This window comes from Bradyrhizobium sp. SZCCHNS1022 (assembly GCF_032484835.1).
Lineage (GTDB): Bacteria > Pseudomonadota > Alphaproteobacteria > Rhizobiales > Xanthobacteraceae > Bradyrhizobium.
This window is the reverse complement of record NZ_JAUETT010000005.1, coordinates 433,063-456,835: the sequence shown is the minus strand read 5'-3', so window position 1 is coordinate 456,835 and position 23,773 is coordinate 433,063. Positions and strand designations below refer to the sequence as shown.

General features: G+C 62.9%; 27 protein-coding genes. 12 read left to right on the top strand and 15 right to left on the bottom strand.

Annotation, left to right across the window (positions count from 1 at the left end; translation table 11 throughout):
* Nucleotides 1–123: 123 nt before the first annotated feature.
* The 3 genes from QX071_RS27550 to QX071_RS27540 all read right to left on the bottom strand — a co-directional run bounded on the left by QX071_RS27550 (nt 124) and on the right by QX071_RS27540 (nt 2,388).
* Nucleotides 124–1,026, bottom strand: a complete 903-nt coding sequence (locus QX071_RS27550) for a hypothetical protein (RefSeq protein WP_316172166.1) — start codon at nt 1,024–1,026, stop codon at nt 124–126.
* A 211-nt stretch (nt 1,027–1,237) separates the two neighbouring features.
* Nucleotides 1,238–1,684 (bottom strand): hypothetical protein, encoded by a 447-nt coding sequence (locus QX071_RS27545; RefSeq protein ID WP_316172167.1) that lies wholly within the window; start codon nt 1,682–1,684, stop codon nt 1,238–1,240.
* A gap of 170 nt (nt 1,685–1,854) precedes the next feature.
* The gene (locus QX071_RS27540) at nt 1,855–2,388 is read right to left on the bottom strand and encodes a thermonuclease family protein (protein WP_316172168.1); all 534 of its coding nucleotides are present in this window, start codon (nt 2,386–2,388) and stop codon (nt 1,855–1,857) included.
* A 645-nt stretch (nt 2,389–3,033) separates the two neighbouring features.
* Between QX071_RS27540 and QX071_RS27535 the strand changes: the two genes are divergently transcribed.
* Nucleotides 3,034–3,516 carry a hypothetical protein gene (locus tag QX071_RS27535; RefSeq protein ID WP_315705080.1) on the top strand — a complete coding sequence of 161 codons (483 nt, stop codon included), beginning with the start codon at nt 3,034–3,036 and terminating at the stop codon, nt 3,514–3,516.
* 27 nt (nt 3,517–3,543) lie between these two features.
* On the opposite strand, the gene QX071_RS27530 is transcribed toward QX071_RS27535, so the two are convergent.
* The gene (locus QX071_RS27530; protein WP_315705081.1) at nt 3,544–4,746 is read right to left on the bottom strand and encodes an FAD-dependent monooxygenase; all 1,203 of its coding nucleotides are present in this window, start codon (nt 4,744–4,746) and stop codon (nt 3,544–3,546) included.
* 7 nt (nt 4,747–4,753) lie between these two features.
* Nucleotides 4,754–4,996 carry a zinc-finger domain-containing protein gene (locus QX071_RS27525; RefSeq protein WP_315705082.1) on the bottom strand — a complete coding sequence of 81 codons (243 nt, stop codon included), beginning with the start codon at nt 4,994–4,996 and terminating at the stop codon, nt 4,754–4,756.
* A gap of 278 nt (nt 4,997–5,274) precedes the next feature.
* Between QX071_RS27525 and QX071_RS27520 the strand changes: the two genes are divergently transcribed.
* Entirely contained in the window at nt 5,275–6,414 is a 1,140-nt protein-coding gene (locus QX071_RS27520; RefSeq protein WP_315705083.1) for a hypothetical protein, read from the top strand.
* Between the two features lie 43 nt (nt 6,415–6,457).
* The gene (locus QX071_RS27515) at nt 6,458–7,210 is read left to right on the top strand and encodes an alpha/beta hydrolase (protein WP_315705084.1); all 753 of its coding nucleotides are present in this window, start codon (nt 6,458–6,460) and stop codon (nt 7,208–7,210) included.
* A 1-nt stretch (nt 7,211) separates the two neighbouring features.
* On the opposite strand, the gene QX071_RS27510 is transcribed toward QX071_RS27515, so the two are convergent.
* Complete coding sequence (locus QX071_RS27510) at nt 7,212–8,600, bottom strand: hypothetical protein (protein WP_315705085.1); 1,389 nt, start codon at nt 8,598–8,600, stop codon at nt 7,212–7,214.
* A 524-nt stretch (nt 8,601–9,124) separates the two neighbouring features.
* Between QX071_RS27510 and cysE the strand changes: the two genes are divergently transcribed.
* Nucleotides 9,125–9,952 carry a serine O-acetyltransferase gene (gene cysE, locus QX071_RS27505; RefSeq protein WP_315705086.1) on the top strand — a complete coding sequence of 276 codons (828 nt, stop codon included), beginning with the start codon at nt 9,125–9,127 and terminating at the stop codon, nt 9,950–9,952.
* Nucleotides 9,953–10,201: 249 nt separating this feature from the next.
* On the top strand, nt 10,202–10,414 hold the full coding sequence (locus QX071_RS27500; RefSeq protein ID WP_006611186.1) for a DUF3126 family protein: 213 nt from the start codon (nt 10,202–10,204) through the stop codon (nt 10,412–10,414).
* A 55-nt stretch (nt 10,415–10,469) separates the two neighbouring features.
* Here QX071_RS27500 and QX071_RS27495 read toward each other — a convergent pair whose 3' ends face one another.
* Nucleotides 10,470–11,189: a hypothetical protein gene (locus tag QX071_RS27495; protein ID WP_315705087.1), complete on the bottom strand. Its 720-nt coding sequence runs from the start codon at nt 11,187–11,189 to the stop codon at nt 10,470–10,472.
* A gap of 209 nt (nt 11,190–11,398) precedes the next feature.
* Between QX071_RS27495 and QX071_RS27490 the strand changes: the two genes are divergently transcribed.
* A complete protein-coding gene (locus QX071_RS27490) occupies nt 11,399–11,725 on the top strand; it encodes a DUF6949 family protein (RefSeq protein ID WP_315705463.1) in 327 nt (108 codons plus the stop codon).
* Nucleotides 11,726–11,810: 85 nt separating this feature from the next.
* Nucleotides 11,811–12,341, top strand: coding sequence for a gamma carbonic anhydrase family protein (locus tag QX071_RS27485; RefSeq protein ID WP_315705088.1), 531 nt, complete (start codon nt 11,811–11,813; stop codon nt 12,339–12,341).
* Between the two features lie 11 nt (nt 12,342–12,352).
* Here QX071_RS27485 and QX071_RS27480 read toward each other — a convergent pair whose 3' ends face one another.
* Complete coding sequence (locus tag QX071_RS27480; RefSeq protein WP_315705487.1) at nt 12,353–12,523, bottom strand: hypothetical protein; 171 nt, start codon at nt 12,521–12,523, stop codon at nt 12,353–12,355.
* A 978-nt stretch (nt 12,524–13,501) separates the two neighbouring features.
* On the opposite strand from QX071_RS27480, the gene QX071_RS27475 reads away from it, so the two are divergent.
* On the top strand, nt 13,502–13,894 hold the full coding sequence (locus QX071_RS27475; RefSeq protein ID WP_315705089.1) for a hypothetical protein: 393 nt from the start codon (nt 13,502–13,504) through the stop codon (nt 13,892–13,894).
* Between the two features lie 123 nt (nt 13,895–14,017).
* Nucleotides 14,018–14,152, top strand: coding sequence for a hypothetical protein (locus QX071_RS27470; protein ID WP_315705488.1), 135 nt, complete (start codon nt 14,018–14,020; stop codon nt 14,150–14,152).
* A 75-nt stretch (nt 14,153–14,227) separates the two neighbouring features.
* On the opposite strand, the gene QX071_RS27465 is transcribed toward QX071_RS27470, so the two are convergent.
* The 6 genes from QX071_RS27465 to QX071_RS27440 all read right to left on the bottom strand — a co-directional run bounded on the left by QX071_RS27465 (nt 14,228) and on the right by QX071_RS27440 (nt 19,141).
* Nucleotides 14,228–15,040, bottom strand: coding sequence for a dienelactone hydrolase family protein (locus QX071_RS27465; protein WP_315705464.1), 813 nt, complete (start codon nt 15,038–15,040; stop codon nt 14,228–14,230).
* 381 nt (nt 15,041–15,421) lie between these two features.
* A complete protein-coding gene (locus tag QX071_RS27460; RefSeq protein ID WP_315705090.1) occupies nt 15,422–15,940 on the bottom strand; it encodes a hypothetical protein in 519 nt (172 codons plus the stop codon).
* A 246-nt stretch (nt 15,941–16,186) separates the two neighbouring features.
* The gene (locus tag QX071_RS27455; RefSeq protein ID WP_315705091.1) at nt 16,187–16,465 is read right to left on the bottom strand and encodes a hypothetical protein; all 279 of its coding nucleotides are present in this window, start codon (nt 16,463–16,465) and stop codon (nt 16,187–16,189) included.
* A gap of 324 nt (nt 16,466–16,789) precedes the next feature.
* Entirely contained in the window at nt 16,790–17,416 is a 627-nt protein-coding gene (locus QX071_RS27450) for a transglutaminase-like cysteine peptidase (protein WP_315705092.1), read from the bottom strand.
* 331 nt (nt 17,417–17,747) lie between these two features.
* Entirely contained in the window at nt 17,748–18,362 is a 615-nt protein-coding gene (locus tag QX071_RS27445) for a PilZ domain-containing protein (RefSeq protein WP_315705093.1), read from the bottom strand.
* A 221-nt stretch (nt 18,363–18,583) separates the two neighbouring features.
* On the bottom strand, nt 18,584–19,141 hold the full coding sequence (locus QX071_RS27440) for a PAS domain-containing protein (protein WP_315705094.1): 558 nt from the start codon (nt 19,139–19,141) through the stop codon (nt 18,584–18,586).
* 492 nt (nt 19,142–19,633) lie between these two features.
* Here QX071_RS27440 and QX071_RS27435 point away from each other — a divergent pair, with 492 nt between their 5' ends.
* Together QX071_RS27435 and QX071_RS27430 are read left to right on the top strand one after the other, a co-directional pair.
* Nucleotides 19,634–20,434 carry a rhomboid family intramembrane serine protease gene (locus QX071_RS27435; protein WP_315705095.1) on the top strand — a complete coding sequence of 267 codons (801 nt, stop codon included), beginning with the start codon at nt 19,634–19,636 and terminating at the stop codon, nt 20,432–20,434.
* A 226-nt stretch (nt 20,435–20,660) separates the two neighbouring features.
* Nucleotides 20,661–21,089: a CBS domain-containing protein gene (locus tag QX071_RS27430; RefSeq protein ID WP_315705096.1), complete on the top strand. Its 429-nt coding sequence runs from the start codon at nt 20,661–20,663 to the stop codon at nt 21,087–21,089.
* On the opposite strand, the gene QX071_RS27425 is transcribed toward QX071_RS27430, so the two are convergent.
* Complete coding sequence (locus QX071_RS27425; protein WP_315705097.1) at nt 21,076–22,092, bottom strand: patatin-like phospholipase family protein; 1,017 nt, start codon at nt 22,090–22,092, stop codon at nt 21,076–21,078. The genes QX071_RS27430 and QX071_RS27425 overlap by 14 nt on opposite strands.
* Before the next feature lie 329 nt (nt 22,093–22,421).
* Here QX071_RS27425 and QX071_RS27420 point away from each other — a divergent pair, with 329 nt between their 5' ends.
* Nucleotides 22,422–23,501 (top strand): hypothetical protein, encoded by a 1,080-nt coding sequence (locus tag QX071_RS27420; protein WP_315728607.1) that lies wholly within the window; start codon nt 22,422–22,424, stop codon nt 23,499–23,501.
* Nucleotides 23,502–23,773: the final 272 nt, after the last annotated feature.

The following is a 23,773-nucleotide window of genomic DNA, read 5'->3' as shown; positions in this document are numbered from 1 at the left end:
CGTCAGAATACCTTCAACTGTGCGACATTTTTGCTCGCCGGCTTGTCAGCATGCTTCTCGGGGAGAGCGAAGCTGACGCTGTAAGAGCGATTGTCGTCCTTCTGGTATTCATACTTCGGCATTTCAACTCGCTCCCCCTGAGTGCCCGGGCTTTCCTTTTTCGACTGGGTATCTTGTGCCATAGGAAACCTCCGACGGATTGAGATGAGAGCTGAAGAAGTGCTTGCGCTTGATCCACTTAAAGCCTTCGTGCTTGGTGACAACCGCTATATCGGTCTCGCCGCCCACGATGTCGGCTCCCGGGAGAAAACGTACGAAACGCTTGGTCGTTTCAACCAGGAAATCGGCCAAGTTGATGGCATCCTGGACGGGCATCGCTGCACTAACGAGATACACTTGGCAATGGTTCTGCACTGCGGTGATGATCGGTGCGCCCACTGCCGGATCGATGTTCTCGGCGGCGAGCGCCTCGGCATAATTCCCACTGATTCCCATGACCAAACGGTTAATAGCCTCGGGCTGCCCGCCCCAGCTCAACCCGCCTTCGCCTGGGGCGCCAAGTCGTTCTGGCGCCGGGGAGTGGTTTTTTTCGCTCTCGATCCTAACTAGCCAGCGCTCTGGAGCGTCGGCACCACTGGAATACCCCCCAATATAGAAATTCAAGTGGGTCTGAGGCTTGACCGGAAGCTGCGAGAACTTCTCGTCGAACAGGAACTTTCTCGTCTTCTCGGCGACTTCCTCAATGGTGTAATTCGAAGGATCAAGGGCATAGGAGGCATCGCCTCCCATAAGTTTGATACGCAGATCCTTGGCCAGAATGGCGGTGGACTCTGGTCCAAGGTTTCCGAGGCCGCACGTCATCGCACAGATAGGTAGGTCGCGGTGGAGATTGAAGACCTTATTACCGTGCGGGAAAACATTGATGATTTCCTGCCCGTTGGGATCAGACCCATAGGTCAGAGTGACAGCACTATCCGCGGCGAACACCAGACAATCGTTGACCTGGACGGCTACACAGATCGTCACGATTTTCCTCCGCAGCTTTTAAGCTCTTCTTGACACAACCTAGAATGATTCTCCAGGGCCGCCCAAGCTGTCGCGCTCCGCCCCAGCGCGGCCTTAGGCGATCTCCATCGCATAGCCCCGGGTCAAATATCGTCGCGAAGCATTCGGCCGGGGATCTCGTCCCGATGTCGACGCCCGAGAGCGGGGTTTGAACGATGCGCGGGGGACATCGTCAAAAGGCGGGCGCCGCCATGTGGGCGGAATAGATGTGGCTTTCGGTCGTCTGCAGATCGATCTCCGCGCCGCAGAAGCAGCGCGATCGTCCGGAGGTGTTTTGGGTCGGCAGGCGGCAGCCGGCGTCCCACATGGCGTATTTCCATCGCGTAGAGGCGACGTGGCGCCGGTAGGCGTCAAAGTCTTCCGGCGTGCGCTTGGCTAAGAAAGCGGCCCAGGCACCCTCGAATGCTTGGCGGGCCTCCTCGAGCGTGGCGGCCGTGCCAACCGTCCGTTCGCCAGGGTGGCTGCCGGGATAGAAGCCGCAGAACCATTGCCATGGGTCTGTTCCAGCAGGGGCTCCGGTGCATCGTGAGATGTGCCCAGCCTCAACGTCGCCATAGAAGACCCGCCAGCTTTCCTGCTGGGCGTCGAGGGCGCGGCGACGGGTGAGGGCGATGGCCATGCTTGGATGATTCCAGTGCCGCGGCCGTAAGGGAAGCCGCTAGGGCTGGGGGCGCGGGGGCGTGGTTGCTCTATAGACATGGCCGCCACGTCTTTGAGCCGATCTCCGGATGTGAGGGCGGTTAATTGCAACATTAACCGCCCTCACGCATGCAGCCCGGCCTCTCGATCTCACTCAAGGTGAGGCGCTTCATTGTCTGAGCAGTCGGCCGGGCGTCCGCCCGCGCGAGTACAGTCCCGGTACCGCCAAGGCTCAACGAAACTGCCAGACCAGATGCCACGGCCGGCGGTCTGGGCGCCACGTTGGGCGTCGTCGTATTGGCCCCTGGAATAGCGCGGCCAGTCGAGCGCGTGTCCGTTGGCGACGAGCCAGTGGCCCAGGTCCGGGCCAGGCGTACCGAGATGACAAACGGCAACCGTCCGACCGTATCGGTCCTGGCCGGTTGGTGAACAGGTGACCGGGCGGGGGATCGCATACAAAATCGCCGCAAGCGCCGCAGCAGAGACCCGGCCGCATGGATAGAGATCGCTCTGCTGGTTCCGGCACAGCTGGTCGCCTTCCGGGGCGTCGATGCCCCACAGGCGAACGCGCTGCCCGTGAATTTCGATGGTGTCGCCGTCGATCACGGTGGCATGTCCGACAAGGTCATCGGCCAGAGCGAGTGCCGGCAGAAGCGCCAGTACAGAGCCGAGAGCGGCGCGCATTCGCATCATCGTGGCTCAAGTCGAATTTTGCGGCGCCAGCCGGAGTTAGTCATGTGGTCGAGTGGAACAGCCAGATTGCTAGGGCCAACAGAGCGGCGATGCCAGCCACGACCTTGAGGGAGCTGCGAGCCAGGCGCGATCCGGCGATTGCCGTGATGACTGTAATGATCAGAAGGATAACGACGAGCCCCAGCCAGGACATAAAGCACCACTCCGAGTAACTACCACGCGTAGTTTACCCGCTTCGAAGCGTTAGACAAATCAGGGCTGTTTCGATCGTTTTGGATCGTGAAACTGCAGGGCGTTAGACAGAAAATCCCGGTGTTTTCAAAGGGCACAATGAATTTTAAGTCCCTTGCGTCTACCAATTCCGCCACGTCCGCATTTGAGATCAGGGACTTAGCGCCTCATTCGGCGAAAGGGAATGAGGTCTGCTAGCATCCTTGCAGCTCACGCAATGCTTAAGCCAGCCGGGCCGCCTCGGTAAAGCCTCAATCCGGACGTCTGCACCTGCTTGAGAACGGGCTCAGGCCTTCGAGGCGACTTGGGATCGGGGCTGCCTGGTTGGTCAGGCGCCTTGTGGGACGGGCGCCTTTGGATCGGACTTGAGACGATGTCTTAAGCTTCATGAACTATCGAGGTGGAATGACCGTCGCCGGATACCGCTGTGCCCCATCCCTGTTGGCCCCCTTTGCGGGGCTGCTGCTGCTTGCGCCCTTGCTCGGAGCTTGCGCAGGCATGAGCGACAGCATGTCGACCGCCTTCGCCGACCCCGCCAAGTACGAGCTTTACGATTGCAAGCAGCTCGAGGCCGAACGCAAGACTCTCGCGTCCCGCTCGGCCGAATTGCAGGGCTTGATGGCAAAGGCGGAAACCGGGGCAGGCGGCACCGTGGTGGCGGAGCTCGCCTATCGCAACGACTACGTCGCGGTTCGCGGACAGTCTCAGCTTGCCGAAGAGGCTTGGCGGCGTAACCAATGCCAGGAGACGCCTCCATCTCCGCCAGCCTCCGCCCATGGAAAGACGGCGGCCAAATCGGTCAGGTCGGTAAAGCCGGCCAAGCCCGGGAGCCGATCCGTTCCAGAGGCTCCGGTCACGACACTGCCGAAGGACGGCTCGACCTACTGACCGGTCGACCTTTGCGCCGCGGCGGTGTCACAGCCGCCAGTCATAGATCCAGCTCTGCCGCTTGAGCAGGCGTGCCGGACCGAGCGCTTTGATCGCGAGGTCGCGGGCGAGCGCCAGCGGCCCGGCCATGTGGTAGATGCGGCCCTGGCTGCGCGCCGTACGCTGCACCTGCGTCACGCGGGGACGGCGCAGCTTGGCATAGGTTTTCAACGCCGCGGCGACGTCGCGTGGCCCCTCCAGATGCGCTTCGCTCAACGTCTTCGCCAGGACGGCGGCGTCCTCGATCGCCATTCCCGCTCCTTGCGCGGCGAAGGGAAGCATCGCGTGCGCGGCATCCCCCAGGAGGGCGATCGACCCTTCGGCCCAGTCGCTGCCTTCGGGCACGCCGAACAGAGCCCATTTGCGCCAGCTGCCGACCGCATTGAGCAGCATGCGCGCCGGGCTTGGCCAGCGCGGTGGGGCAAAAGCAGCCATCAGCTCGGCGGCGCTGCCTTCGGTGCTCCAGCCTGGCCGATTCCAGGTTCCCGGCACTACGGCCACGACGTTGATCTGCCGGCCGCCGGAAATCGGATAGACCACGAGGTGGGCGTCCGGCCCCATCCACAGCTGCACACGGGCTGCGGTCAGTTCGCGCGGCAACTGCTTGGCGTCCAACGTGCCGCGCCAGGCGATCAGGCCGGAGAATTGAGCTTGGACCTGCGGAAACAGATGATGTCGAACAGTCGACCAAACCCCGTCGGCCCCGATCAAGGCCAGCGCGAGGTCCTGTCTGCGATCATTGCCACGGCGGTGGACGACGGTCAGGCCCTTGGCGTGGCCTGCGGCGTCCTCGAACTGGCAGCCGAGCCGCAGATCGATGTCGGGATGAGCCATGGCCTCGGCCGCGAGCGCCCCCTGCAGGTCGGCGCGGTGGATCACCCAATAGGGAGCGCCGGCCGCTCGGCTTGCAGCCTCGCCCAGCGGCAGCCGCACGATCTCACCGCCCGCCCGCGCGCTCATGATCGCGATCGATTCGGGAACGACGGCGCATGCCGATAGCCGCGGCTTCAGTCCGAGATCGATCAGCACGCGGCTGGCGTTGGGCGAGAGCTGCAGGCCGGCGCCCACTTCTTCGAGACGCTCGGCCTTTTCCAGCACCACGACGTGGAAGCCCTTGGTCGCGAGCGCCAGCGCCGCGGTCAGCCCGCCAATCCCGGCCCCTGCGACGAAGATGGTGCGAGATGGCGCCACTGCTCGATCAGGCGACGTCCTTCAGCACGCATTCCGGCGGTCGCGCTTCGCCCGGCGCGAGGTCGGCTGCATAGCGATACAGCGTCGAGCAGTAAGGGCAGATGATCTCCTTGTCGTTGCCGAGGTCGAGGAAGACGTGCGGATGATCGAAGGGCGGATTGGCGCCCACGCACATGAACTCATGCGAGCCGATCTCAATGACGGGAACACCGGCATCATTGTGGAAGTGCGGGACGATGTTATCGGCCATCGAGTTCACCTTGGGTGGCAACGGGAGCAGACGCAAGAATCAGGGCAGCACGCGGGACTCCGGTGGCCGCCGTCGAAACGGCGCGCACCATACTGGCGGGCGCAGGCAATTCCTAGGGTGGGGAACCCGCGTTTCGCGCGACACTCGCCGTTAATTTTTACATGTGGATTCGACACAATCGCGGTCCGATCGAGAAGCCCTTCTTTCGTCGGGGCCGTTGTGTCTTGATACCGGAGCACTATGTCTTGCCAAATTGCCGTGAGAAGGCGTGAATCGGCGTGAAAGCAGGACGACTCAATCTGGCTCTGGCCGGAGTTGCATTCAGCGTGGCCATCGGCGGCGCGTTGTGGCCGCACGCCCGGCAGGCCGGCGCGATGCTCGCCGCGCAGGACGATCCTGCACTTCTGTCTGATATCCAGCTGAGTTCTCTGTTGCGGAACAATGAGGCTCTGATCGCGCAGAACATCGACGCCGCGCTCGATGCCGGCGATGCGGATCTTGCGAGCAGTTTCCTGGCGCTCGCACAGGACAAGCAGGTGAACGTCAGCGACGAGCAGGCCCGGCGAGTGGCAGATGCGCTCGCAGCGGAAAACTCGACGCCACATTTTGCCAAGCGCTTTGCCAGCGGGCTTGTGACCGGCCAGGCGGACGATGTCGCGAGCCTCTCGGGAACCGTGGCCGGCGATCTTTTTGTGTTCGGTGACATCCGAGATGCGGTGCGCGAAGGCAAGCATCTGGTGATGGGCGAGGCGACCGACCGGCTGGTGCTGGGTCTCGCCACGGCAGGACTGGCCGTGACCGCGGCGACCTATGTTTCGGCCGGCACGGCAACGCCGGTGCGCGCAGGGCTGACGCTGGTGAAGGATGCCCGCAAAGCGGGCCGGCTGGGCGAGGGGCTCGCCGCGTGGGCCGGCCGCTCGGCGCGTGAGGTGGTGGATACGCCGGCGCTCGAGCAGGCGGTTGCCTCCAGCTCGGTGTTGCGTCCCGGCGAGACGGCGACCGCGATCAAAGCGGCATTCCGGGCCGAAAAGGCAGGTGGACTGGTGCGGCTCGCCAAGGATGTCGGCCGTATCACCGAGAAGTCCGGAACCCGTGGCGCGCTCGATTCGCTGAAGCTCGCCGAGGGCCCGAAAGACGTGGCGCGTGCGGCGCGCCTCGCCGAAGCCAAGGGCGGCCAGACCCGGGCGATCCTGAAACTGCTCGGTCGCGGCGCGCTGCTCCTGCTGACGGGAACCTTCAACCTCGCGCTCTGGCTGTTGAGTGCGCTTATGATGGTGTTTGGGTTCCTCTCCTCGATCAAGGCCACGACCGAGCGGGCGACGCAATCCTGGCTCGACCGGCGCAAGCGACGCCGCCTTCGCCAGGCGCAGGCCGGTTCCGCTGCTGCGGTGCTTTCTCCGGCGGCGAGCTGCGGCTAAGTTTGCCTCCCATTCTCCACGCCAACTTCGGGGTCAATCGCCGATGCCGAGCTTTCACAACGGCACAGTCGAAATTGCTTTTCTGGACGAGGGGGAGGGCGATCCGATCGTCCTGGTGCACGGCTTCGCCTCGAGCAAGAACGTCAACTGGGTCTATCCGACCTGGGTCAGCGACCTGCGCAAGGACGGGCGGCGCGTGATCGCGCTCGACAATCGCGGCCATGGCGACTCGACGAAGCTTTATGAACCCGCGCAATATTCCATTGCGGAGATGGCAAGCGACGTCACCGCGCTGCTCGATCATCTCGGCATCGCAAGCGCCGACATCATGGGTTATTCGCTCGGCGGACGCATCGCCGGTCACATCGCGCTGACCGCGCCCCCCCGCGTGCGCTCGGCGATCTTCGGCGGCATCGGCATGGCGATGATCGAAGGCGGCGGCCCCGGCGAGAATGTCGCAGCCGCGTTGGAAGCGCCATCACTGGACGACGTCACAGATCCTGTCGGGCGAACGTTTCGCGCTTTTGCCGATCAGACGCGATCCGATCGGCTGGCACTCGCCGCCTGCATGCGCGGCTCACGCGGGCTAATGTCGCGCGAGGACGCGGGACGCATCGACGTGCCCGTACTCATTGCCGTGGGTACAGCAGACGAAGTGGCAGGGTCCGCTCCGGCGCTGGGGGCGCTCATTCCCGGCGCAGACGTGCTCGAGATTCCCAACCGCGACCATATGCGCGCCGTCGGCGACAAGGTTTACAAGGCCGGTGTGATCGACTTCCTGTCACGCCGAAAATAGCTCACGCCGATCGCAGCGACGGAGCCGGCTTGTCCGCACCGGAGAGATAGCGAGCGGCCGCGATCAGCCCGGTGAAGGTTGCGATCCAGACTATTCGCGCACCGTAACGATCGTGCGGTCCGGAGATCACCCCGCAGATCACCGCATTGCCGAGCAAAGCCAGCGTCACCGTTGCTGCGAGCAGGGCGACGTCATCCCGTCGCCGCCGCCAGATCGCGTGGCCAACGATTGCGACCACGGCCAGCATCGAGCCGAGCGCGACCGGCACATGCAGCCAGTTCACCGGCGCGAAATTGATCTCCCAATGCTGCTGATGCGCGGCATGCATCGCCTGAGACTGCGCGGGGACATAGCGGTCGATGATGCCATAGGTATGCGGCAGCCAGCCGTTGGTGCCTTCACCCGTCGCGACATGCACCAGCTGCTCCGCGGTGGCCACTGCGGCCGCCTTGACCTGCCAGAGCGGATATTCGGCGAGCGAGCGCTCGACGATGAAACCCATCTCGTCGTTCAGCCCGTCGAAGCGACCGAGCTTGTCGAACATGCTGTGGCCCCACAGGAAGTCATCGGCAGTGGGCGGCAGCTCATTGCGATAAGGGCACAGCTTGAGCTTCTGCTGCGGGCAGTGGTCGCGCAGGTATTGCGTGACGATGCCGTCCTGGAGCATCCGGCCGAAGGCGACGCCGACCCCGCCCGGCGTCCAGGCGAACTGTCTCGAGAGTGCAGCGTTGGCGGCGAGCAGCATCGCCGCGCCGACCAGGATCGTGGCGCTTGCCTGCACCAAGCCTGAGAACGAAATCCGGTCGCGAAGGAAGGGCTTGGCGACCCAGCCGACGCAGCAGAGCCCGAACAGGACGCCAAGCGTGGCGCTATGGGTGGCGGACGCAAACGCCGTGAATACGAACAGCGCGGTCTTTTCCAATCCGGACGTCCGGTCTGCCTGGGTGACCAGGATGAACAGGGCGAGCACGGCCAGGCCCGCGAAAATGTCGGTCAGCAGCATGCTGGCGAGCCAGGGCAGGGCGGTGGTGAGGATCAAGAGCAGTCCGATCCAGAGCAGCCGTAACGGCTGGCTCAATCCCAGGACGCGCAATGTGAGCTGCAGGATCCAGAGCGTCGCCAATGCCTGAAAGGTGAGATTGAGCCAGAAACCCGAAGCTTCGCCGTAATGCAGATACAGGCCGAACACCGTCGAGCGGCTGGGAACCAGATAGCCCTCGTACCAACGCGCCAGATAGCCGCCCGTATCCCATTGCAGAAGCGGGTAGCCGTTCCACAAGGCCGGTGCGACCAGGAAAAGTGGAATGATGACGAGGGGGAGCCAAACCGAAGCGGTTTCGGCCGTCCGCGCATCCAGGGTCTGTGTGTTGCTGATGCCAGCATCCCCCATCTGGCCACCGCGGCTCGGAATTGGGCCCAAGTGCGGTGGGATCGACATTCGCTTCGGTGCCGCCTCGGATCCGCTCAGCGAACGTCAAATCCAAGACCACTGCAGAATCGATGCTGCCAGCGTTGCTTCGGCTCAGACATTCGTATGAGACGATGCTCCGAGAAGACACGAATGTCGGAGCCGGAACACTGGCGGGCTCATCAATAGTCGCAGAGTAATGGATGGTAAAGGTCGGGTGGATACCGGAGGCGCCCTGCCATCTTTTCGGAGTTTGCAGTGCAGCATTGATGCGCTGGAGGGGCAGCGCTTGATTTCCGGTTCCCAAAGGCCACCTTTGACCTGCGCGCTTCTTTGGCCGGAGCGGTGTTCGCGCGCCGGTCAGGGAAGTGTGTCAAATTTGGTGCTGCCAGTGCCGTGATCGCCGGTCTTTGAATGCCACGCAGGTTGGCTCGAAGACGGCGCGCCTGAAGGACACAAGGCGGGCTCCGTGCTATAATGATATTTGTTGAAGTTGAGGGCAGCCCATGGCCATGCATCAGACCCATCCGCACGCCGGCAAAGTGGCAGCACTCGATCCGATCTGGGATCGGATTCGGCAAGAGGCGGAAGATATCGTCCGTCGCGAACCCGAACTTGCGACCTTCATCTATTCAACCGTGCTGCATCACGACCGTTTGGAAGATTCGGTCGTACATCGCATCACCGATCGGCTCGACCACTCCGCACTCTCGGGTGACCTGATCCGGCAGACCTATGACGATGCCTTGCGCGACGAGCCGGATCTCGGCCATGCGTTCCGCGCCGATCTTGTCGCGGTCTACGACCGCGATCCTGCAACGTCACGCTTCATCGATCCGTTGCTCTATTTCAAAGGCTTTCACGCCATACAGACCCATCGGCTGGCACACTGGTTGTACCGGAAGAACCGCAAGGATTTCGCCTTCTACCTGCAAAGCCGTTCGTCGGCCGTGTTTCAGACCGACATCAACCCCGCCGCGCGGATCGGGCGCGGCATCTTCCTCGATCATGCTACGGGATTTGTCTGCGGCGAGACCGCTCTTATCGAGGATAATGTCTCGATCCTGCACGGCGTCACGCTCGGCGGCACCGGCAAGGAGAATGAGGACCGTCATCCCAAGATCAGGCACGGGGTACTGATCGGCGCCGGCGCGAAAGTTCTCGGCAATATCGAGGTTGGTCACTGCGCGCGCATTGCGGCCGGCTCCGTCGTGGTGAAGCCGGTTCCGAACAACGTCACGGTCGCCGGCGTGCCGGCCAAGATCGTCGGCGAAGCAGGTTGCGCCGAACCGTCACGGACGATGGATCAGATGATCAACGCCATGGGTCTGTGAATGGTCTGTGATCCCCGGCAAAGGCGAGATGGAGTCAAGAGCTTTTCAACGCCGTGATTTCGTGCGACCACGTTGATGGGCTGTGGATTTGATCGTCGCCGCGTTTGTTTCGGCGGCGTGAATCTGTGATCCACAGCGTCCTTCCGGTCCGGCGTTCCGATGCGCGGATCGGAATGTTGAATCGGGACACTGGCGGTTCGCGCCATATCGTCGTAAATCCCGCAACCTCGATGCCGATTGGAGACAGCCGTGGACGTTCAAGAAGTCAGGAAGTTGGACGCGTATCTCAAACGCGTGTTCGGCAATCCCAAGATCCGCGTGGTGCCGCGGCCCAAGAAGGAAGACTCGGCCGAGGTCTATATCGGTGAGGAATTCATCGGTGTGCTGTTCGTCGATGACGAGGACGATGATCGCTCGTTCCAGTTTCAGATGGCGATCCTCGAGGACGATCTGGTCGAATAGATCTTTGCGGCGCGGCTGGGGGCTCAGTGCGAGCTGAGCGACTTATCCGTACGACTTATCCCTTGGCATGGTGGAGCTGCGACGTCAGCCGTTCGATTGCATCGGCGACGTCCTGCCAATGCGACAACCAGCTTCGCGGAAAGCGGAAGGTGAGATCGGCAGCGTCGACGCGCCGCTCGCTCAAGCACATCCCCGGTGTCGCCGCGTCGCGCGTACAGCGAGCCGCGAGCGGCGGCTGCTCCGCCTGAAACAGATCTTCGCTGTCGTAGGGCGTGCCGGCGCGAAAGCTGCGCATCGTCAAGCCATCCTGCACCGACACGATGGCCGGATCCAGATAACGCGGATAGATGGTGCGCAACCGTGTCTCCGGCGAGAGGGCGTCGTGATGGGCCGCGATTGACACGAAAATGCGGTCGATCGGTTGCGGTCCCTCGTCCAGCTGCTCGACGCTGACATGCCGTGGCGTCTCGGGTGCGGACAGCGAGGGATAGGCGAAGCCGAGATCGACCCGTTCCTGTGGTCCGCTATGGCGCTGGATCTTCATGCGGACCGCCGCGGTCGGGACGTTGAACAGTGTGCCGCCGACGCTGACGGGCAGCTGATCGGGGCCTTTCAACGGGGCCGCGCCCCAGGTCGGCCACAGCAGATAGGCGACCAGGGCGAGTGCCGCGGTCGCGAGCAGTCCCCCCGCCGCGATCGGCAGGGCGTGGGCGTAACGGCTCAACGGGGCGCCCATCGTGCGGCTGCGGCGTTGGTTTGCCGAAAACATCGTCATCAGCGAAAGAAGGCTCCGGATCGAATCAGCGCGGACTATGCCACGGAGGCGTGGCATTCCGGAGAACTTCACCCGCAAATGTTGCAAGGTGAACCGCCACGCCAAGCGCAGCCGGTATTAACCTTTCTTTAAGGATAATCTGGCGCCGGTCCCCGATTTTTGCGAAACCGACGGTCGGCAGTCCTGAAATGTACGTGGGTGCGTTTGCAATGTCGGTCGAGGCATTCAATTCCCTGTTCTCGCTCTTGATCGGCTTTGCGCTCGCCGGCGCGCTGACGAGCGCCTACCAGGCCTGGGCAGAGCGCCCCGCCGGCTTCGAACTTCTACAGCAGGGCGTGACGCCTCAGCGCTTCGCGGCCGTACCGTTCCTGGTGTTCGCGGCGCCGTTCATCATCATGCGAAACACGCTGCGTGGAGCCCGCATCGAGCGGCGACGCTTCGAGTTCGTGATGATGGCGACCGTCATCGCCGGCTTCTGGAGCATGATGTCAGGCACCTTCTTTGTGATGACATTGCGCGCGGCCGGATTGATCTAGTTCCGCCTTCCCTCATGAGGCGTCGCGCTTGCTTGAAAACTTTGCGTGGGCTGTGCCAAGGTCGTCTCCTTGAAGGAGACGCTTGATGGCTATCTACGAGCTCGACGGGCAGGCGCCCGAGCTTCCGGCAAACGGAAATTACTACATCGCCGAAAGCGCGACGGTGATCGGTCGCGTGCGCCTGTTGAATGCGGCGACGGTCTGGTTCGGCGCGGTGCTGCGCGGCGACAATGAATGGATCGAGGTCGGCGAGGGGGCCAACATCCAGGACAATTCCACCTGTCACACCGATCTGGGATTTCCGCTGCGGATCGGGACGAATTGCACGGTCGGCCATAATGTGATCCTGCACGGCTGCACGATCGAGGATGACGCGCTGATCGGAATGGGATCGATCGTGATGAACGGGGCGCGGATCGGGCGGGGCAGCGTGGTCGGCGCCGGAGCGGTCATCACCGAAGGCAAGGAATTTCCCGAGTATTCGCTGATCATCGGCGCCCCGGCGCGCGTGATCCGCACCCTCGAACCGGCGCAGGTCCAGAAGATGGGAAGCGCTGCGCGCTTCTATGTCGCCAATGGCCAGCGCTATGGCAAAGGCTTGAAGAAGATCGGCTGACGAAATCGTCGTCAGGTCCCTTCGCTCTCGTTCCTTTCGACCGCCGTAGCGACACGCTCGTGACCCGCGGCCCAGAGGGCATATTGTTCGCTGCCTTCCTGGTAGGGATTGGCCTCGGCTGGAATGCTCTCGCGCGCGGCGCGCTGGCCCTGCTCGAACGGATCCGGGTCGGTGGTCACCATGTCCTATTGTCCTAGTCCCTGTTTCTCTCGGTTCTGATCGTCACTACCAAAGCGCGCCGCACCTCTGACCTCAATGCAAAGCGTGTGAGGTCGCGGCAAGCCGTACTTCTCGCTCAATCGAAGACATCGCCTCGGCAAGTCCTGCAAGCTCGGTGTTGATCGAGAGGCCCTTGCTTGTGCTCATCCAAATATCCTCGTCGAGAGCGCTCAGGTTGTGCACGGACCGTTGCTTCCTTGCAGTATCAATCGCCCTCGATACTGATCTGTTCCCGGAACGGGGCGCTCTCCCGACCGTTGCACGGCAAAGGGAGTTCGCCAGATGACGATATCTTCGTTGGGGACATTCGTTGCGATTGCCATTCTTGCCGGATCGACAACGGCCTTCGCACAAGGCAGTGGGGGCGGCGGAGGTGGTGGTTCAGGCGGAGCTGGTGGTGGCGGCGCCAGTGGCACGAGCACAGGTGCTTCCGCCAGCGGACCGTCGGCCGGCAGTCCGAGTGCTTTCGGCAGCCCGAGCGCCGGCTCGGCAGGTACGGGATCGGCTGCGTCGAGCGGCATTCCACCCGGGCCTGCCAACGCAGCCAGCCTCAATAATTCAGGTCATGACCCCAGCGGGGCCGGTAACTCATCTAAATCTGCATCGCCTCCGAAGCCCGGCACCAACAGCTCAGGCACGGCTCAGTCGTCTGGACGATCGTCATCGGGAGCGTCCGGCAATTCGCAAGCTGGTGTCACCACTGGCGCCGGACCAGGCGCGGGGCAGGGTGCCGCGGGACAGGCGACTGATGACACAATCAAGGCAGAGGATCAGGCGATCGATCGCAAGGTGAAAAGCATCTGCCGCGGTTGCTGAATGTTGCCGGTCCGTCGCGCAGATGTGAGTAGGAATGCCCGACGCCCGTTCCAAATACATTCTAAGTAAGGGTCCATTGCGGTGACGGGATCATCGCAACGCGTGTGTTTGGAGAGGGTGTGTTGATGCGCAAGACGATGGTTGGGCTGCTGGCAGCAGCATCACTTGCAATGGCCTCGCCTGAGGTCGCTTTGGCCGCAGGCGGCCATGGTGGTGGCTTTGGAGGCCACGGTGGTGGCTTCGGCGGCCATGTTGGAGGTTTCGCAGGTCCGCGCGGCGGCGGTTTCCAGGGTGGGGTCGGAGGCTTCCATCCCGGTGGCTTTCACCACGGCGGCTTCCACCATGGCTTCGGTCCGGGCTTCGCCTTTGGCTTCGGCTATCCCTACTATTACGGCTATTACGGCGGTTACTACCCCTACTATTATGACTATGAGGGTGATGGCGGTTGCTACGTGGTGCGCCAGCGGGTGCATACGCGTCATGGCTGGCGCTATCGGCGTGTCGAAGTTTGCGAGTGATCAGGAGCGCGTCGTCACGGGCTGACGCCGGTCATCTCTGATTTGCGTTGGCCTGATGCTGGTATCCCGGCGTGAAGCTCGCCGGGTGCTGGTATGCAGCTTGCAGACAAACGGGAATGATGATTGTCGATGACATCCCCGGAACTTACGCTGCTATTTCTCGGCATCGTCGTCAGCCTCGGCGCCGCCCTGGTCTGGATGATGTGGGAGGTCGAGCAGTCGACGAAAGCGCGCCGGAGCAGCTCCCGTCTGCGCTAGATCGGCAGACGGCGCGCAGTTCGTCCGCCGCGCGCCGTGCCTTCGCTATCGGTGCCTTTCGCTTCCCGAGAACGTTTAGCCGAGCACGTTGTATTTCTTGAACCAGCTCTGCATCTGATTCCAGGCATCCTCCGCTGCTTCCTTGCGATAGCTTGGACGATAGTCGGCGTGGAAGCCGTGCGGAGCCCCGGGATAGATCTTGAACTCCGCAGTCTTGTGGTGTTCGGCCAGCGCCGTCTTCATCGCTTCCACCTGCGCTACCGTGATGCCGGTATCCGCTTCGCCATAGAGGCCGAGCACAGGCGCTTTCATGTCCCCCGCAAGCTGGGTCGGGCTCTTGGGCCAGGCAGGATTTGGTGGATCAACCAGCGGTCCATAAAAGGCGACCCCGGCCTTCAGTGCGCTGCTGTGGGCGGCATATTCCCAGACCGTGCGGCCGCCGCGGCAGAAGCCGACAATGCCGAGGCGCGAAGTATCGCCACCTTGCGATTTGGCCCAGGCCACGGCGCTGTCGAGATCGGAGAGGAGTTCAGCGTCCGGCTTTGCGTTCACGATCGGCAGCAATTGCTGCATGTCGGTGATCTTGGTGAGATCGACGCCTTTGCGGAAGTAATAATCGGGCGCGACTGCGAACGCGCCAAGCTTGGCAAGCCGCCGCGTCACGTCCTTGATGTATTGGTGAAGGCCGAAGATCTCCATCGCGACCAGGATCACCGGAGGATTGCTGGCGTTGGTCGGCCGCGCGAAGTAGGCCGGCATCTCGCCGTCGGCAACCTTGATTTTGGCGTCGCCGGCATTGAGTCCGTTAGTGTCGGTGGTGATGACCTCGGCGCGGACGGGGCCGGCGGCCAGCGTGTAGCCAGCGGCCACCGCGGCAGAGGCGCTCATGAATCCGCGTCGGGAGAACGGAGCGGATGTTGTCAGTCCGATGACATCGGATGGTGCAAGCTCGGCAGTCATGGGGGCTCCTCTCCAGATGGGAGCCGCATTCAGCAAAGAAAATTTCCCGAAAGGCAAGTCACCAGGGCGAGAGACGCCACCCCGCTGCCGCGGTTGGCAGGGCAAATAGGGAACTGGCAAAAAACAAGGCCGCTGGCGCAGTATGCCGCCAACGACCTTGCCAGCCCCGGACATTAAAATTGGCCCTGCGCCATCCTGAAATTGGCTAACGCCATCCGGTGAGTTCAGGATGGACCGAAAGCCTGCGGTCATCTGTGAAACAGTTCACAAAGTTCCGGGAAAATTCGGTGGCGCTTCTTCTCCTGACTTTCAGGTCCGGCTTCGCCGGTGACGATGCACGCTCCGGCTGGCATGAGCGCGGGTGCGAACCGCTCTGTTGCGGGCCGCAGGTTCTGAAGGCTCGGCACTCTGCACGCTCGCAAAGGACTGTCGCAGACCGCTGACGGCGTCAGTCAGTGAGGCGACCTGGTCCGAGAGCCGCTTGGTGTCGGCTTGCTGCGCAGCCAGAAGGTGGCGCAAGGTCTGCAATTGATCCTGCACCATCTGCAGCTGATCGATGGATTCCTGCTGTGTCGCTTCGAGGCCCTTGGTCTTTTCCACCAGTTGCTCGGATACTTGCGCTGTGTGTGCCTGTACCTGTCGCGCGATGGCAGTGCGATCGAGCTCAGGCGACGCTCCGCCATAGGCACGCCACAGCGCGATCGCGCCCATGCCGGCCACCAGCATCAGCAACGTTGCGGCGGCGAGTGCGACCGGCTGAGCGCCCATCAGCGGAAGGGCATTTGATTTGGGAAGCTGTGGTCTGGTATCGCGCGTCAAAGGATGCATCGGAAACCAACCTATCGAAAAGCGCCTCAGATGCCCCCGGATCGAAGCGGGGTGAAACTACGAAAAGCAACTTCGACATCCGCGGGGGCCGCTGTCGCCCCTGCACTGGTAAGCTTCTATTAGCAAATCTGACAAAGGAGATGCCTGCAAGCCCCAATTCGCGGCTGCAGGACGGTTGTACGGTATGAAAAAACCGTCAGTCCCTCGCCGTCCGCATGAGTTGCAATGCGCCAGGGACGGGAGGGGCTACTGGGCGGAGGAGCAATTCCGGCAGATGATCAGTTTCTGCTTCAACCGGTCTTCGTCAGCCTGATCGAGCACTTGCTGCTCTTCAAAGTCGGGATCCTTGCGGTAGCCGGTGCTGGATCGCGCTGACATGACATCGACGCCGTCAGCCCTGCGCTTAGCCTGCTTGCGCTGCGGCTGCACCGCAATGGGGTCAGTCTCCATTGCGGCCGCTTGGGGCGCGCTGAAGCCGTCCCAGTCCGGCGCGGCAGCCGCGACCGGAGCAGCGGTCGCCTGCACGGGGGCTCCCGCGGCCGCCAGCGGCGCGTTGCAACTCGTGGAGGAGAGGCAGCAGTTCGACAGGGTCGCCGCCGCAGCGAATAGCATTGCGCTTCGCAATATCTTCATGCCCAACCTAAGACGTCCGAGATGTGAAATTTCAAGGCTGAGCTTGCGGATCAGCCGCCAATCCACGCCATACGTTCAAAGCAAGGCCGAAAAAAGTTGCGGCCAGCCCTTGGGGGAGAGCTGGCCGCGCGCGAACCGGTCTGGGACGGGGAGGGGTGGGGATGTGACCGGGTCGCGTAACTCGTATCTCGTGGCGATAGATCGCAGGACTTACTATCAGCGCTCCTTGGCGCTGGCGGTGGCCACTGCCGGCCGGCCATCACCCAGCGAGACCCACACGTTGGGATCGCTCTGCGATTGCCGCTTGACGAAGCGGTAGCCAGTCTCGGTCCAGGCGACCACGTTCTCATTCTGATTGTCGAGAATGAACTCGCCCTTGTCGGTCTTGACGGTCAGCACCGCGTGGCCTTCGCCCTTGCGGTCGCGCACCACCGTGATCAGCAGGGCCTCGCGCGGCCACCCTGCGTCGATCAGGAGCTTGCGCTTCAGCAGCACGTAGTCTTCGCAGTCGCCATAGCCGTCGGTCGGCAGGGACCATTTCTCGACCACGCCCCAGTGATCCATGTCGGTCAGCGGTTTGACGTTCTCGTTCACCCAGTGATTGACCTTCAACAGGTCGCGCCAAGCCGTCTGCGACAGGACGATGTCGCGGGCTTGCGACGGGCCGCCGCGGCATTCCTCGGCATTCTCAGTGCAGAATTCGATCCACCCGATCGGCGCGCGCGTGGTGTCGCCCAGGCTTGCGTAGAGCACCCGGTCGTCCCCGGCATGCGCTGCAGCGCCCATTGCTAACAGGATGGCTCCCACCGCCAATCCGATCCTCAGTCCCGTCCGCTTGACCATTGTGGCCCCCGTTATCGTTGGGCCCACGTGTCGCACAAAGATTTTGCCCGGCAGCTAAGTAGTCAAAGTAGATTTGAGACGAATCCAAGTAAAACTAAAATCTCATTCGAGCTTTACTTGAAGCTTATTTGATTAAAATTTGAAAGGACTCTATTTGATTAAAATGCGTCGGATCGAGCCGGATCGTGTTGATCTTGCTGCTTTTCCTCCCGCCGAGATGCGCCCGCTTTGCCCACGCCGTGACGGAAGTGGATGCGCGCAACAACCAGCAGTCGGCGTGGGCCGGCCCTGGTTGTCTTCCGAGATTGGCGGAATGTGGAGGGGCTTCGCTTTACCGCGCGCTAACGCTCTCTTCGAGCGTGTCTGCGAGCTGCGGATGAACGAACTCGATCGCGAAGCCGTCTTCGAGATTGCGCACGACGCGCGAAGCCACACGGCCGAGCATCACCTGCGACTTCAAGGGAGGCTTGGTCTCGGCAGCGATCGCGGCGCCAGACAGCGACAGGTCGATGATGCGGCAGGTCATCTTGGTGCCGTCATCGAGCGTGAGCACAGCGATCGGATTCCGCGGCACGATACGATCGTGGCGGCGGTCCTCCGGCAAATTGAGGATGTCGCGGTTGGCGAGCCAGGTCAGTTGTGCGGCGAGCTTGTCGCGCTTGCGCGCGGTCGCCCCGATCGTCATCGCAAAGCCGTTGTCGATGATCCGGGTGATCTTGCCCTCGACGCGGCCGATATGGTCGAGATAGGCGATGACGCGATCACCGACATTGCCGATGCCGGGGGCCAGCAGGGCAAGTCCGCCTGGCGACATGTTGATCACCTGGCAAGGGAATTCGCGGCGATCCGGCAGCATATAACGGCCGAGCAGGTGAACCTTCACCCTCTGGAAGCGGCGACGCTCCTCGGCGGCCGGAAGAGTCAGTTTTTTGTTCGGCAACGCCATATTTCGCCACTCAAGCCGGCTCTGCGGGATCACATGACCCTACGTCTTGCAGGGTTAATGCGGCGTTACAGGATACTACCGGCAGCCGTGCAACGAGGGATAGACGCGGGTCGGGTCGGTCAAAGCTGATCATCCGGTCGATGAGGTGTGCTCATCGCGGTTCTTGCCAGCATACCATCGGAATGCCCCAGCGTGCCGGGCTCAACACGCAGCGAGCTGATCTACCGCAAGCCCTCGTAGACCATGAGGCCACGCGCGAGCGCCAGCTTGCGCAGGGCGCGCGGCACGATGCGCTCCGGTGGCGGTTGGATATAGCGCCAGGAGACGATCTCAAGCGGGCCCAGCGTGCCCTGCGGTCGCTCGAACGGGGCGAGCAGGCCGGTGAGGCTGATCGGCTCGTGCGCGCGAGTGTTGAATGGAAGCAACAGCAGTTCGAGATGCATCCGCGAGCGGTCGGGCGAAGGTGCCGTCACGCCGGCGATCGCGGGCAGCATCTCCTCGGAAACGACCGTCACGATCTCCTGGATCTCGCTGCGGCTTTCCGGTGCGAACTGCGCCGGAAAGCTTTTATCCTTCATATCGCCGCCGAGCAGCGCGCAGAGTCGCGTTCCGGCCATCCGGAACGGGAAGCCCGCCTCAGCGTCGCAGGACAGCACGAAAATATCGCCAAGCAGCTCGCGGACCGCGGAAGGCTCGATCTCGCTACGGTCCGGGGCCCGGCCAAAGCCGCGCTGGGCGTTCCAGTAGGCGAAGAAATCGCGGTTGGACGGATGTTTCATCTCGATGGCCCTCCCGCCCCGCGATCAAGCGGGGACATCTCTGTCCTGCTTTCAGCCAGGCGGCTCGTTGGAGTGTTGTGCAGGAGGGGCTTTGCAGCGTCTATGCCGATGGTCTGATTGTGCCTGGTTTCCCTGGGGCTTCCGCGCGTTAAGGTTAAATTAACGATGTGCTTGGCGGCAGCGGAACAACACGTAAGATCGTGCGTATCAGGCCCGCGCCGGAAGGTGGAAGGTCCGGCGCGACACGGTGAAGCGAAGACACGAGGCGGCGTCAAATAGTCTGGTCATGCGACGGGGAGGGGTGGGGATCGGATCCCGACGGCTCCCCGAGGGCTTAAGACCGGCAGAGCCAAGCAGGGAGGGCTTTCTCAGAGCCCTCCCTATTTCTTTGGCCTATCGCCATGCGATCAACGGACAGCTTGTGCGCTTGCGCAAGGCAGCCAAAGCCGCCTATCTGGACGTTCCGATCCACACGCTGAAGGCGTCCGCCCCTTGGAATCGTCGCCAGACCTCTTGCAAGAGCTCCCGCCGGATACTCCGCGAGAGCCGATCCTGACGCTGCCCGGCGCATTGACCAGTTATGTGCTTCTGATCGCGGTGATCCATTTGCGCGTCCTGCTACCCCCCGAGTGGGAGAACTGGACCGTCGATGTGTTCGGCTTCATCCCCAAGCGCTACGATTCGACATTGATGGACGTGGATTTCCCTGGTGGCGCTGGGGCCAAGATCTGGACCTTCGTCACCTATTCGTTGCTGCACGCCAATCTCACGCACATAGCCTTCAACGTGCTTTGGCTGCTGCCGTTCGGCAGCGCATTGGCGCGTCGTTTCGGTGCTCTGAGGTTCTTCCTGTTCATGGCCGTGACGGCCGCGGCGGGTGCGCTGGCACACCTGCTCACGCATGAGCACGAAATCGCGCCGATGATCGGCGCCTCGGCTTCCGTTTCGGGCACCATGGCAGCCGCGATGCGCTTTGCGTTTGTGCAAGGCAGCTTCCTGTCCTTCAGTCGCGGCGACGCGGATGCGGCGGCCAAAGTTCCCGCACTGTCGCTGTCGCGTGCGCTGCGTAATCCGCGGGTGCTCGGTTTCCTCGGCGTTTGGTTCGCCGTGAACATCGTCTTCGGCGTGTGGTCGCTTTCGATCGGGACCGATGGCGCCAGCGTGGCATGGCAGGCGCATATCGGCGGCTTCTTCGCCGGCTTGATCCTGTTCGCGCTGTTTGATCCCGTGTCGCACACGCGGGATGTTGCACCTGCGTCGTCTCCGGAAGCTCCTGAGCGCGAGCTGCAGTGATCGTGTGCTTGCGATAGCAGGCGATTTCATTCATCATCAAGAACTCGCGAAGCGGGTAAAAAAGGCCCCACACGAGCGGGCGGCAGCGTCGTATGCGGATAGGCGCCGGCCTCCCTCGCTCGGCTGCAAATGCGTGCAGCGCCCGACTGTTGATTAAGACTCGTGCAACGCCAAGCCGCAGCCGCCTCGCAAGAAGGGCGGGATCGGCTTCTCAAGGAGACGGTCCATGACAGTACGCGCAATTCTCGATACCAAAGGCCATCACGTTGAAACCGTCGAGCCGGAAACCAGTGTCGCCGACACCGCCAAGCGTTTGGCTGAGCGCAAGATCGGCGCTGTTCTGGTGATGACGGGAGCGCGCATGGAAGGCATCCTGTCCGAGCGCGATATCGTCCGCGCGCTGGGCGAGCGGGGCGCCGACGTGCTCAGCGAGCCGGTCTCCAGCATCATGACGCGCCGTGTCGTGAGCTGTCGGCCGGCCGATACGGTCGCCGCCATCATGGAGACCATGACGCTCGGCAAATTCCGGCATCTGCCGGTGATCGAGGGCGGCCTCGTCGTTGGCCTGATCTCGATCGGCGACGTCGTGAAATGGCGCGTCCAGGAATACGAGAACGAGCAGGAAGCGTTGCGTCAGTACATCAAGACGGCGTAGCGCCGTTCGGCGGTGTCATGACGCCGATCGCCTCCTGGAGCGAATCCAGCGCGCGATCGGCCGCGCGGGTGCCGGCCGCGATCAGGTCGGAAGCACGATGGAAGTCGAACCAGCCGATCTGGCCGACGCGTGGCGTGATCAGGAGGTCAGGCGGATCGCCGGCCAGCCGCGCGCGGGTGATGCGGTCCTGCATGATGTTGAAGGCATCCACCATCACGGAGGAGATGCCGGGTCGGCCGCCGCCGCCAAAGAACTCCCGCTTCACGGTGCGTTCGGGTGAGAAGAATTTCCCGAAGCGCCGCTTCGGTGCGGTGGGCTCGATCACGGTTTCCGGCACCTCGACCGGTTGGCCGTGCGAATAGATCGTCGTTGAATGCGTAAAGACGTCGCTGGATAGGTTGGCGGCAATTACGATCTCGGCCCCTAACGCGCGCGCGGCCGACACCGGCACCGGATTGACCAGCGCACCATCGACCAGCCAGCGATCGCCGATCAGCACCGGCGCGAAGATGCCGGGCAGCGCATAGGAGGCGCGCATCGCATCGACCAGGCTGCCATGGGTTAGCCAGATCTCGTGGCCGGTACGCACCTCGGTCGCGACGGTGGCCACCTTCATCGGGAGTTCTTCGATCGTGATACGGCCGAGCGAGGCCTCGAGCTGCGCGGCAAGTTTCTCCCCGCCAATCAGGCCGGAACCGTTGAGGCGGATGTCGAGATAACCGAGCACGCTTCGGACCTGCAGGCTGCGCGCCCATTCCTCCAACGTATCGAGGTGACCAGCGGCGAAAGCTCCGCCGACCACGGCGCCGATCGAGGTGCCGACGACGACGTCGGGCACGATGCCATGGGCCGCCAATGTGCGGATCACGCCGATATGGGCGAAGCCGCGCGCCGCGCCGCCACCCAAGGCGAGACCGATCACCGGTTTGCGGATCGCGCCAAGCCCAACCTTGCCATTTTCTTCAGTGCCGCTCTGACGGCGCCCGATCAGCAGATCCAACACGACAACATCTCCAGGGCGTACGCTCGTCGTCCGTCTTGCGGCAGACTACGCGGCCACGCCGGCTGCTCGCCAGACCCTATCCGAAGCATGGTTTATGCCGGTTGGCGCCTGAATTCCGAGTTCCGGGGGCGGCCGTCATGGGGGCGCACCTGATGCCGCCGATTTGGAGTTCCCGCAAGCCCTCCCGCTGCCAGACAGCATCGTGCCGAGCCTCAGGGCAGGGGAATGCACGAAGATGTGAGCGCTGAGCCCGAAAGGCGTGGGCTCCGCGGCCACCGTGGCGACACAGGCTTGAATTCGCCGCGTTTTCGGTGAAAAGCAGGACAATGATGACGAAACGTGGCGGCACCACTTCAGACCGGCGCGGCAGAGGCCTATTGCGGCTCGACGCCGCGGTTTTGGCCGGGGCCGCGCTGCTCGGCGCCGTTGCGAGCAGCCCGGCTGCGGCACAGTTCTTTACCGACCGCCCGCCGCCGGTGCCCCCGGCCGCAGTGCCGGATCCGGGCGCTGCCGTCAGTCTGGCCCCGCCCTCAGGCCCGGGGGCCGGATCACCGCCGCCGCCCATGCCGGCCACGCCTCCCTCGGTCGCGGTGGTGCCGCCCGTCGCAGCCCCTGCAACGGTGCCGCCGGGACAGCCGCCCAGCGCGCCCAGCCAGGGCGTGCTGTCGCTGTCGGCGCGCTACGGCAAGGACCAGCCCGCCATCAATGGCGGCCTGGTTTGGCGGGTGTTTGCGGACCGGCCTGACGAGACCGGCACTTTCAAGATGCTGCGGGAAGATCGCACTGCGAGCCCGAACATCACGCTGCCGCCCGGCAACTACGTCGTCCACGTCTCGCTCGGACTGGTGAGCGCAATGCGCACCGTGAGCTTGAAGCCGGAGACCGACCGGGAAGCCTTCGTGCTGCCGGCCGGCGGGTTGCGGCTCGAGGGACGTGTCGGCAGCAGCAAGATCCCGCAGAACCAGTTGTCGTTTGCGATCTACAAGGGCAGCCAGTTCGAAGGCGGGGACCGGCCGCCATTGGTGCCGAGCGTGGCGGCGGGCGACGTGCTGTTGCTGCCCGAAGGCACCTATTACATCGTCTCCAACTACGGCGACGCCAATTCGGTGGTGCGTTCCGATATCCGCGTGCAAGCCGGCAAGCTCACCGATGTGACGGTGACACACCGCGCCGCCGTGATCACCTTGAAGCTGGTGTCCGACAATGGCGGCGAGGCACTTGCCAACACGGCGTGGTCGGTCATCAACCCCGGCGGCGACGTGATCAAGGAATCGATCGGCGCCTTTCCGAAGGTCGTGCTGTCGGAGGGCGAGTATCGCGCCATCGCGAAGAACGAAGGCAAGGTGTACGAGCGCACCTTCACCGTCGTGAACGGCGTCGACGGCGAAGTCGAAGTGATTGCGCGCTAAGCGCAGGGTTTTCGCGCGTACTACCAGCACGCAGAAGATGCCAGTTCGGTATGGATTGGTAGTTAAACTGCAATAACCATCGATCGACTTAAAACTGTCATAATTGCTGGTTTGCGCAGGAATTGTTTGCATTTTTACACAGCATTAAGTCACCCCTCATTGGATACCGGTAACGCCAACCTTGTGCAGTGCGTGGTCGTGACGTGACTTCGCTATGCGAACAACGCAAGGCATTGGCGCTCGCAAAGCTTGGGGCCGCTTCGGCCTGGCTT

What these genes read in the sequence shown, in the direction of transcription:
- QX071_RS27545 (WP_316172167.1), bottom strand. Translation starts at nt 1,684, where the DNA reads ATGGCCATCGCCCTCACCCGTCGCCGCGCCCTCGACGCCCAGCAGGAA.
- QX071_RS27540 (WP_316172168.1), bottom strand. Translation starts at nt 2,388, where the DNA reads ATGCGCGCCGCTCTCGGCTCTGTACTGGCGCTTCTGCCGGCACTCGCT.
- QX071_RS27535 (WP_315705080.1), top strand. Translation starts at nt 3,034, where the DNA reads ATGACCGTCGCCGGATACCGCTGTGCCCCATCCCTGTTGGCCCCCTTT.
- QX071_RS27525 (WP_315705082.1), bottom strand. Translation starts at nt 4,996, where the DNA reads ATGGCCGATAACATCGTCCCGCACTTCCACAATGATGCCGGTGTTCCC.
- QX071_RS27515 (WP_315705084.1), top strand. Translation starts at nt 6,458, where the DNA reads ATGCCGAGCTTTCACAACGGCACAGTCGAAATTGCTTTTCTGGACGAG.
- QX071_RS27510 (WP_315705085.1), bottom strand. Translation starts at nt 8,600, where the DNA reads ATGGGGGATGCTGGCATCAGCAACACACAGACCCTGGATGCGCGGACG.
- cysE (WP_315705086.1), top strand. Translation starts at nt 9,125, where the DNA reads ATGGCCATGCATCAGACCCATCCGCACGCCGGCAAAGTGGCAGCACTC.
- QX071_RS27495 (WP_315705087.1), bottom strand. Translation starts at nt 11,189, where the DNA reads ATGACGATGTTTTCGGCAAACCAACGCCGCAGCCGCACGATGGGCGCC.
- QX071_RS27490 (WP_315705463.1), top strand. Translation starts at nt 11,399, where the DNA reads ATGTCGGTCGAGGCATTCAATTCCCTGTTCTCGCTCTTGATCGGCTTT.
- QX071_RS27485 (WP_315705088.1), top strand. Translation starts at nt 11,811, where the DNA reads ATGGCTATCTACGAGCTCGACGGGCAGGCGCCCGAGCTTCCGGCAAAC.
- QX071_RS27480 (WP_315705487.1), bottom strand. Translation starts at nt 12,523, where the DNA reads ATGGTGACCACCGACCCGGATCCGTTCGAGCAGGGCCAGCGCGCCGCG.
- QX071_RS27475 (WP_315705089.1), top strand. Translation starts at nt 13,502, where the DNA reads ATGCGCAAGACGATGGTTGGGCTGCTGGCAGCAGCATCACTTGCAATG.
- QX071_RS27465 (WP_315705464.1), bottom strand. Translation starts at nt 15,040, where the DNA reads ATGAGCGCCTCTGCCGCGGTGGCCGCTGGCTACACGCTGGCCGCCGGC.
- QX071_RS27460 (WP_315705090.1), bottom strand. Translation starts at nt 15,940, where the DNA reads ATGCATCCTTTGACGCGCGATACCAGACCACAGCTTCCCAAATCAAAT.
- QX071_RS27450 (WP_315705092.1), bottom strand. Translation starts at nt 17,416, where the DNA reads ATGGTCAAGCGGACGGGACTGAGGATCGGATTGGCGGTGGGAGCCATC.
- QX071_RS27445 (WP_315705093.1), bottom strand. Translation starts at nt 18,362, where the DNA reads ATGGCGTTGCCGAACAAAAAACTGACTCTTCCGGCCGCCGAGGAGCGT.
- QX071_RS27440 (WP_315705094.1), bottom strand. Translation starts at nt 19,141, where the DNA reads ATGAAACATCCGTCCAACCGCGATTTCTTCGCCTACTGGAACGCCCAG.
- QX071_RS27430 (WP_315705096.1), top strand. Translation starts at nt 20,661, where the DNA reads ATGACAGTACGCGCAATTCTCGATACCAAAGGCCATCACGTTGAAACC.
- QX071_RS27420 (WP_315728607.1), top strand. Translation starts at nt 22,422, where the DNA reads ATGACGAAACGTGGCGGCACCACTTCAGACCGGCGCGGCAGAGGCCTA.